Origin of the sequence: Pararhizobium antarcticum (assembly GCF_001885585.1) — a bacterium.
Lineage (GTDB): Bacteria > Pseudomonadota > Alphaproteobacteria > Rhizobiales > Rhizobiaceae > Pararhizobium > Pararhizobium antarcticum.
The window spans coordinates 47825-56683 of sequence record NZ_LSRP01000087.1; the positions used below are offsets into that span (position 1 = coordinate 47825).

The following is an 8859-nucleotide window of genomic DNA, read 5'->3' on the forward strand; positions in this document are numbered from 1 at the left end:
TCACAATTCCCGCACTCGCTGACGCCGTACGATCCAGATGAAAAATGGCGCTCCGATCAGCGCGGTAACGATCCCGACGTCGATCTCCCCTGGGCGCGCGATAACCCGCCCGAGTATATCGGCGCCGAGCAGCAGGCCCGCACCGCCCAGTGCGGAAAAGGGCAACAGCCATCGATGATCGACTCCGATAAGGGTCCGGCAGAGATGCGGCACCACCAGCCCGAGAAAACCGATCGGCCCGCAAACGGCCGTCGTTGTGCCGCAAAGAAGGATAGCGCCGAGCGAGGCAATGGCACGCGCGGTTGCGACGTGCTCACCAAGACCGGCAGCCAACTCCTCGCCCAAGGCGAGTGAATTGAGTTTTCTTGCCGACAGAAGACTGATCGCAAAGCCGACCGCGAGAAACGGCAGGACAGGCGCGATCCGCTCGTAGGTCGCGCCGCCGACGCCGCCTATTTGCCAAGACTGGATACCGCCGGCGATATCGCCGCGGGGCAGGACAATAGCGATCACCATGGAGGCGAAGGCCACAGAAGTGGCGGCCCCGGCAAGCGCCAACTTGAGCGGCGTTGCACCGCCTCTTCCCGAAGACCCGATCGTGTAGACGAAGATAGCCGCACACCCGGCGCCGGCGATCCCCGTCCAGATATAGGCCTTCGGCGACGACATTCCAAACCAGGCGACACCGATAACGACGGCGAGCGAGGCGCCCATGTTGACGCCGAGAATGCCGGGATCGGCGAGCGGATTGCGGGTGACGCCCTGCATGATCGCGCCGGCAAGCCCCAGCGCCGCCCCCGCCAGCAGGGCAAGAAAGGTCCGCGGAATGCGCAGCGCAACTGCTGCCTGACCTATGGTGTCTTGGGCGCCGCCGATTGCTGCAATGATATCGGCCCAGTCGACATTGCGCGTGCCTATCGTTATCGACAGCGTCAGAAGAACGGCCAACACAGCGATAAGCCCGACAAGCCAGAGGGTTCTAATACGGTTTGAGCGGGCGGCATTCGGCCAAAAACGAGGGAACATGTTGGTGCGGCCGGTCATTTCGACTTCTTGGCTGCCTCACTCAGCAGTTTCACGTAGTCCTTCAGCACCCATCGTATCGACAGGGGGGTCGGGTTGGCGGCATTGCCGACTGGGTCGTTGCCGAGCATCACGAGCGATTCTTGCGCAACCGCTGGCATATGCAGTGTCAGGGGATTGGCTTTCAGAGCATCGAAAAGCGTTCTGTCGCCGTATGTCACGAGAATGTCGACGTCATCGAATGCGTCGATCTGCTCTGCGCTCACCGAGCCGGCGAACGTTCCAAGCTTCGTGGCCTGCTCGACGCTCTTCGGAGAGACCATTCCGAGATCGGCAAAGAATTTCACCCGCGTGTCGTTCGCCGTATAGAAATTAATGGTGCTGAGGTCAGATGCGCTTAGATGTGTGATGAACATCGCCGACTTTCCCTTGATCTCGGGATGTCCGTCGAGTGTACGGGCAATGTCGGCCTCGATGTCCTCAATGAGCGCATCGCCTTCGGAAGCCATGCCGAGCCCTGCGCTGTTGAGCCGAATCATCTCGCGCCAGTCCGTCGACCAGGGCGCCTGCGGATAGGCTATGACAGGAGCAATCTGGCTCAGGGTGTCATAATCGGCCTGGCTGAGACCGGAATATGCCGCGAGGATCACGTCGGGTCGTACTGCCGCGACGGCTTCGAAATCGATGCCATCACCCTCGTCGAACAATACCGGCGCGTCGCCCGTCAGTTCACCCAGTCGCGCGGCTACCCATGGCAGGATACCGTCTGCGTCATCGTCGCCGTAATTGGCGCGCGCCATGCCGACCGGAATGATGCCGAGCGCCAATGGAACCTCGTGGTTTGCCCATGCAACACTGGCAACCCGTTCCGGCTTCTTCTCAACAATCGTCGTGCCGAAGGCATGATCGATGCTGAGCGGATAAGAGCCACCTTGTGCCGCCAGCGCGGTTGCGTGCGCGGCCATCCAGACGCAGGCGATCATGGCCTGCACGGCGAAACGAAACTTCATCGCCACACTCCAGTCAAAAGTATAAGTTGACTCCAAATCTCAGCTTAATCGATGCCCGTCAACGGCAAAGCAGGAACTATGTGGAAAGTGCGCGTAGATTTCCGTGGGATTCTACAAAGCCGGGGAATTGTACAATACTGGATAAATGCACTCCAGTTAATAGCAGTGACGGGCTATATCGACAGATACCCTACACGCTGTCGGTCATGCCGATCACCCAGCAGTCACGTCAATTTGGATTTTGAAGATGGACCTCGTTAGAACAGGCGCTCGCTCACTGCAGGCTCCGATCCGCTACCGAACAGCGCTGCTTTTCGGATGCACAGCACTCATCGCCCTTGCACCAGACTATTTGATGGCCCAGGACGCCAACGATGATGTCACGACGCTGGAGATGATCGTCGTTGAGGCAAACTCTGGTCCCGGCGTCTTGAACACGGGCAATGATTCAAAGTCAGTCGTCGCGACGGAAACGACAGGCGCCGGCAAGATGCCGACCAGGATCCTGGAAGCCCCCGCCGCGGTATCCGTCATTACCTCCAAGGAAATCCGGGAGCGCGCCGCGGACAGCGTCGAGCAGGTCGTACAATACACAGCCGGTGTCGTGACCGACTTCTATGGATCGGATGACCGGTACGACTATTTCGATATTCGCGGCTTTACGCCCTATACCTATCGCGACGGTCTGGCTATCGGCAGGACTTTCGCCGGGGTGCGGGAAGAGCCCTACGCTTTCGAGCGTATCGAGGTGCTCAAGGGCGCCAGTTCGGCCGGATTCGGAGCGGCTGAACCGGGCGGATCGGTCAACTATGTCACGAAGACGCCGAAAAGAGAGCGTTTCGGCGAGGTTTACGGCACGGGCGGATCGTTCGCACACAAAGAGACCGGCTTCGATTTCGGTGACAATTTCACCGAAGACGACACGCTGTCGTACCGTTTAACCGGCAAGTTCCAGCGTTCGGACGCCGAATATGATTATTCCCAGGATGATGAGAACTTCATCATGGGCGGCCTGACCTGGCGCCCGACCGACGCGACAAGCCTGACATTCGTTTTTGACCATCTGGACAAGGATGGTGTTCCCGGCAGTGGAGGCCATCCGCTCGGTACGGACCTAGACAGAGACCAGTTCTTCGGCGAGCCCGACTACTATTTCAATACGACAAACCGCAACACCTATAGCCTGATGTTTGACCATGACTTTGGCAATGGACTGAGCTTCGGCTCCAACGCCCGTTCCAGCAATTCGGACAACGCCTTTGGCAGTGCCTATCTCTCCAATACGCGGCAAGATGGATCGAATCTAGCAGACCGTTATTTCTTCGGCAGTGACACATCGAACGAGCAGTTCATCATCGATGCAAACCTGGTTTACGAAACGAGTTTCGACACGGTCGACAGCCGCACGCTTGCCGGCATCGAATATAATGACTTCAAATCGCTGAATTACGGCCTATACGATCCCGGCGCTCCTCCCATTAACTGGTTGAACCCGATCTACACGGGTGGACCGATCTCGACGACACCCACCTACGGGACGGCAAACGATCAAAAGACCAAGGCGATCTACCTGCAGCAGGACCTGACCTTCGCTGACAGGCTGACGGTGAGCCTGGGTCTGCGCAATGACTGGCTTGACCTTGGCCAGACGGACTTGTTCTCGAACGTTGCCCAGGCGGATGAACACAGCGAATTCACAAAGCGGATCGGTGCCAGCTACAAGATCACCGAGGAACTGGCAGCCTATACGAGCTACGCAGAATCCGCAGCGCCTCCCGGCGTCGGCACGGATCCGACGACTGGAAAGCAGTATGAGGTCGGGATCAAATATCAGCCGGATGCATTCCCTGCATTGTTCACCGCTTCAGTCTATGACCTGACAAAAGGTGACTTTACCGTCTACGACAGTGTGAGCTATCTGCCGCAAACGGTCGAAAAGGTCAGCCATCGCGGCTTTGAACTCGAAGCCAAGGCCGCGTTGACAAGCAATATCAGTATGATTGCGGCTTATAGCTACATAGACTCCAAAATCGATGAGCCCGGCGGCGTCAATGATGGAAACCGCTTGATGCGCGTCCCAAAGCATGCGGCGTCAGTATGGGGCACCTATACCCTGGAAGGGCAAGGGGCACGCGGCGACATGACCTTTGGAGTAGGCGCCCGCTACACGGACTCATATTTCGTCAACCTCGGCAATACCGCATCCTCGGAAAGCGCGATCGTGTTCGATGCCGCTTTTACCTACACTATCCAGGAAAACACGATGCTACAGCTGAACGTCAAAAATGTCTTTGACGAGAAGCATATCGCCAGCCAGGATAGCGGTGGGGTCTACTACAATCCAGGTCGCGCCATGATGGCGACGCTTCGCCAGACCTGGTAATCGCCTGCCCCCTCCCCCCACGAACTCATTGGGTGGGAAGGCGGCTGAGCATGTCAGACCTGCTGCATCTTTCGCCAGGCGGCCGGAGGTTCTCCAGCCACTTGGCGAAACACTTTTGTCAGGTGCGCTTGATCGGAAAAACCGAGTTGTGCCGCGACGCTGGCAATCGAAAGATCAGTTTCACGCAGCAGATACTTCGCCTGCTCGATCCGTTTGAAAAGTTGCCATTGCAACGGAGACTTGCCGGTGGTCTGCTTGAACACGTTGGCAAACCAGCTTTCAGACAAATCGACCGTGGCCGCCATGTCGGCAACGGTCATCCGATAATCGCCAAGTTTTTCGATGCGTGACAGCAACTTGTTCATCTGCGCCTGCGTCAGCCTGCCTCCCGCCTTTTCGTTGGCTTCTGCGGGAATATCGAGCAGGCCGGCGACAATGCTACCGACGAGGCTCTCGGCGTAGACGGCATGCTTCGATGGGCTTATTATTTCGTCCGCCAGAAGTTTTGCCAGTGTTTCGATCGCCACGACGTTATGGAGTTCAACCGGACGCCGTATCGCCATCTGCGCGGCCGAACTGCCGACCGATGGTGTCAGATATCGCAGCGCACGATCCTTGTGCAGGTGGAGGTTGAGATGGCTGAAGCGATGGGTCGTTTTGTTGCTGGTCCACATCGGCACACCAGCCGGGACATACACGGCGCGTGCCATCGCCCTTGAGCTCCGTGCGAAATCGTCATTCCTGTTCGAAATGCGGACATGCGGCGAAACATCGTTGAAGAAAAACATGATCCGCGGATCGTCCGCAAGATAATATCCGCTGGCACCGGCCTGGCTTTCAGCTTCCCACAGAACCGACACGATGCCATCCAACTGACGCCATTGAACGGGAGCGGCGACTTGAATACCTTCCGTCTTCCACGACATTTTGTGCCAGAAGCTCATGTGTAAATGTCCGTCTTTCGAAAAAACTCACGGGTCGCAACTTAGCAACCAGCGCAAAAACATCTCCGGTGTCATATTAAGTTGAGAGTATCAATCATATTTATTGGAGTGACAAGCGAATATGCACCTCTGACAGCTTCATTGGTATCAAGGACGTTTCGGAGCAAAGGCGTTCGACGACGACCTTCGCTGTCGGCAAAGGCTCGCTGAAACCCCGGATCAAGATGCTGGAGGAAGCAGTTTCCGAGCACTGTCGATGTCAGCCGAACGGTTGTGCGTCGCGCCACCGAAAGCGAATATCGGATCGGCGGGACAAAAAAACTGTGGCACCCACGCCTCCACGGCGATGCCGAAGTTCGAGTAGAGCTCCTTTGGCGGGAGCGGATGCACCGGAGAAGGGGATGCCGGCGAATATCGACGTTTGATTTTCAGCGCGTGCCGGGAGCCGGCATCCGGCAGAACGATCTGGCTGCCAAGCGGTCGTGGCGCAGTCCGGGAAGCCGAACGAACCGGGCAAGGCTTTCCAGCGCAGCGAAGATGGGCGGCCTTCTCGTCCAGTCGCCCCGCGAGCGTCCGATCCTAACCACCACCATTCCTGGTGTCCGTCGCGAACGGTTTCATCGCGGCACTGACAACAAGGGGCGTGATCTGCAAGAAACGGGTGGTCGTACTGTCCGCCCATTGCCTATGCCTTGGCTCCCCGCACAAGGAGATCAACCATGGGAATGTTACAAGACAAGGTCGCTATCATTACCGGAGCGTCATCTGGGATTGGCCGCGCAGCCGCGATGCTTTTCAGCGCAGAAGGAGCCGCAGTTATCCTGAACGCCAGAGGCAGACCGGGCCTCGATGACGTAGCCGAGACAATTCGCGGCCAGGGCGGAAGAGTGCATGTTGTGGTGGGTGATGTCAGTCTGCCGGAAACACACGACGAACTTGTCGCTGATGCAATCCGATTGTTTGGCGGTCTGGATATCGCGTTCAACAATGCAGCCATCGTCGGCCCCATGAAGCCGCTCGTGGAGGTTGCTCTGTCGGAATGGCAGGAGACACTTGCGACGAACCTGACATCTGCATTCCTGGCCAGCCGTCGCCAAATCCCGGCGATGCTGGAGCGAACCGGTGGCGCAATCATATTCACATCCAGTTTTGTCGGAACCAGCGTCGGGCTACCAGGCATGGGCGTTTATGCAGCGGCCAAGGCTGGACTGATGGGGCTGGTTAAGGGAATCACGGCTGATTATGCCAGCAGAGGCATCAGGGCGAATGCGCTAATGCCCGGTGGCGTCGAAACGGCGATGGCCGGTGATGAGGCCCAAAAAGAGTGGGCAGCAGGTTTGCATGCTGTGAAACGGATTGCACAACCGGAAGAAATCGCCAGGGCCGCGCTGTTTCTGGCCAGTCCCATGTCAAGCTTTGTCGTGGGTTCTGCCTTGTTCGCAGACGGTGGGAACTCCGCTGTCAAATAGTGACCGAGGACAGATCGCACCTGTCATCAAAAGCGCCATGCGTTCATTTAAACGCATGGCGCCTTAACTGCCGATTTTGGTAAACTTGGCACTCACTGTCCGAACGCCGAAATCTTATCAAACGTCCGTCCCAATTCTCATCGCCTGGACGACATCTGCGTTCGCGCGGGAATACCGCACTATCAACGGCACAAGGATCGTAGAATTTGTTCTGATCTCCCCTTTGAGGGGCAATTCAAAGAGGGGCAGCACATTGGCATGCTCTTGCGCGCGCCAAAGAGCGCTGCAGCCTGGACTTCGTCAGCGACGCCTCCACGGACGGCCGCCGCTTGCGTGTTCTGGCGGTCGTCGATGATTTCACCAGCGAATGACCTGTGCCTGGTTGCCGACACGTCCCTGTCGGGCGCAAGGCTGGCTCGGGACTGGACAGCCTGATCGCCAGGCGTGGAAAGCCGAGAACGATCGTCTCGGACAACGGCACGGAGAGGACCAGCATGGCCATCCTCAAATGGTACCAGGAGACAAAGGTCGAATGGCACTACAACGCCCCCCGGCAAGCCGATGCAGAACGGCTTCGTTAAAAGCTTCAACGGCAGCTTCCGCGACGAGTGAATGAACGAAACGCTATTCTCGTCACCCACCCAGGCCCGCGCGGCCATCACAGCATGGAAGGAGGACAACAACAGGAACACGCCCCACTCTTCGCTAGGCGACATAACCCCCAGCGAGTTCGCAATGAAAATGGCACTGGAAAAACAGGGCGCATGAGGCCAGATTGCCCCCCAGACTCGCCCGAAAACGGGATTACCGTTTGGCCTCAGGCCACCCGACTTTCAAGGCGAAGGCGGCACTTGCCGCATACGAGGCGAGCAGACACGGGTGGAATTGCCCCAGCAGTTTGGCATGCACGCAGATCAAACAATGGAAAGCCCAGTTCCTTGACGGGGGTAGGCGTTTTAGGCGATGAATCTAAGGCGAAATGGCGGGGCTATTCACGCAGATCTTACATGTCAACGCTCGGCGGCAAAACCACGGTCTGGCGATAAACAATCTGTTCAGCGCTGTGCGCACCTAACCCTCGCTATCGTCATCTTGATCTATTTCCCGAGCACTTGGCTTGCGGAATATATCGTGGGTCGGACGCGTGAGCGCGGTAAATGTCACCTTGCCCTGCCCCGTGCCGACCGCGCGTGCCTTCGATCCTGGTTTCCCGACCTGGATATAAGCGCCGGCTTTAAAATAGAGATCTTTGTCTACCCAAAATCGGCTTATAATATCTGTCGCGCTATATGTAGTTCCTTCATGTGTGGCGGAAACAACAAGCGATTTTCCGTCTACATCGATCGTGTAGGAAAACTCATCGCCGAGACGGATATTTGTCGGATTTCCCGCGGTATCAACAAGGTCGAACTGTGTCTCCTCCATCGCTTCACCGGCTTTATCGTCCATGAAGTACAGCTTTCCGTTGTCGAAATATAGACGACATAGCTCATCATCGGGACCGTGGATCTGCCCAATAATGATACGCCCCGGTTTGCTGGCGCTTGTCATGGGCAACTCGTCGACGACAAGTGTCGCCGCAAGATGGCCGCCATCGGCAATCCGCCATTGGTATTCGTCGCCTTGTCCGTCCATCTCGCGCAATTCGGAGCGAGGATAGTTGGAGCCACCAGTGCGTGCACCGTTTGTCGGCGCCATAAAACTAATCGAGTTCGATGCAACTTCGAAGTAAGGTGGCATAGCGAAGCCAAGTAGGTCGGTGCGTTCCGTCGCATCACCAACGCCTGAAACGATGCCATCATTGTTTACAGGAAGGGTTAGCTTCCAGTAGGATAGATCTATGCTGGTGGAACTTGCAGTCTTCGCCGTGACCGGAACTTGAGATGGCTTGATTTGGGGTCTGAGTGTCCGTCCGGAGACTTTGAGAATCGGCGGAATCGGTTAGCGGACTTCGGTTTGCGGGTTGTGCGCGGTTGTGATTCCTTTTGTGCTTTCGAATCACGAAAGGAAGCTGCGATGTGGACGATCGA

The 8859-nt window shown here is 57.1% G+C and carries 6 protein-coding genes and 1 pseudogene; 3 read left to right on the forward strand and 4 right to left on the reverse strand.

Annotated features, from left to right (window positions below):
- Both AX760_RS13480 and AX760_RS13485 read right to left on the reverse strand, forming a co-directional pair.
- A complete protein-coding gene (locus tag AX760_RS13480) occupies window positions 1–1026 on the reverse strand; it encodes a FecCD family ABC transporter permease (protein WP_245295015.1) in 1026 nt (341 codons plus the stop codon).
- Between the two features lie 14 nt (window positions 1027–1040).
- A complete protein-coding gene (locus AX760_RS13485) occupies window positions 1041–2006 on the reverse strand; it encodes an iron-siderophore ABC transporter substrate-binding protein (RefSeq protein ID WP_071833421.1) in 966 nt (321 codons plus the stop codon).
- A gap of 274 nt (window positions 2007–2280) precedes the next feature.
- Between AX760_RS13485 and AX760_RS13490 the strand changes: the two genes are divergently transcribed.
- The gene (locus tag AX760_RS13490; protein WP_071833414.1) at window positions 2281–4416 is read left to right on the forward strand and encodes a TonB-dependent siderophore receptor; all 2136 of its coding nucleotides are present in this window, start codon (window positions 2281–2283) and stop codon (window positions 4414–4416) included.
- A gap of 53 nt (window positions 4417–4469) precedes the next feature.
- Here AX760_RS13490 and AX760_RS13495 read toward each other — a convergent pair whose 3' ends face one another.
- Entirely contained in the window at window positions 4470–5360 is an 891-nt protein-coding gene (locus tag AX760_RS13495; RefSeq protein WP_083531183.1) for a helix-turn-helix domain-containing protein, read from the reverse strand.
- A gap of 719 nt (window positions 5361–6079) precedes the next feature.
- On the opposite strand from AX760_RS13495, the gene AX760_RS13500 reads away from it, so the two are divergent.
- Together AX760_RS13500 and AX760_RS27735 are read left to right on the forward strand one after the other, a co-directional pair.
- Complete coding sequence (locus tag AX760_RS13500) at window positions 6080–6829, forward strand: SDR family oxidoreductase (protein ID WP_071833415.1); 750 nt, start codon at window positions 6080–6082, stop codon at window positions 6827–6829.
- 278 nt (window positions 6830–7107) lie between these two features.
- A pseudogene (locus AX760_RS27735) lies at window positions 7108–7597 on the forward strand (integrase core domain-containing protein); the annotation flags it as partial.
- Between the two features lie 303 nt (window positions 7598–7900).
- Here AX760_RS27735 and AX760_RS13510 read toward each other — a convergent pair.
- Entirely contained in the window at window positions 7901–8767 is an 867-nt protein-coding gene (locus tag AX760_RS13510; protein WP_083531184.1) for a polysaccharide lyase family 7 protein, read from the reverse strand.
- Between the last annotated feature and the right edge of the window lie 92 nt (window positions 8768–8859).

Coding starts and splice junctions, on each gene's coding strand:
- AX760_RS13480 (WP_245295015.1), bottom strand. CDS start 1,026: ATGTTCCCTCGTTTTTGGCCGAATGCCGCCCGCTCAAACCGTATTAGA.
- AX760_RS13485 (WP_071833421.1), bottom strand. CDS start 2,006: ATGATCGCCTGCGTCTGGATGGCCGCGCACGCAACCGCGCTGGCGGCA.
- AX760_RS13490 (WP_071833414.1), top strand. CDS start 2,281: ATGGACCTCGTTAGAACAGGCGCTCGCTCACTGCAGGCTCCGATCCGC.
- AX760_RS13495 (WP_083531183.1), bottom strand. CDS start 5,360: ATGAGCTTCTGGCACAAAATGTCGTGGAAGACGGAAGGTATTCAAGTC.
- AX760_RS13500 (WP_071833415.1), top strand. CDS start 6,080: ATGGGAATGTTACAAGACAAGGTCGCTATCATTACCGGAGCGTCATCT.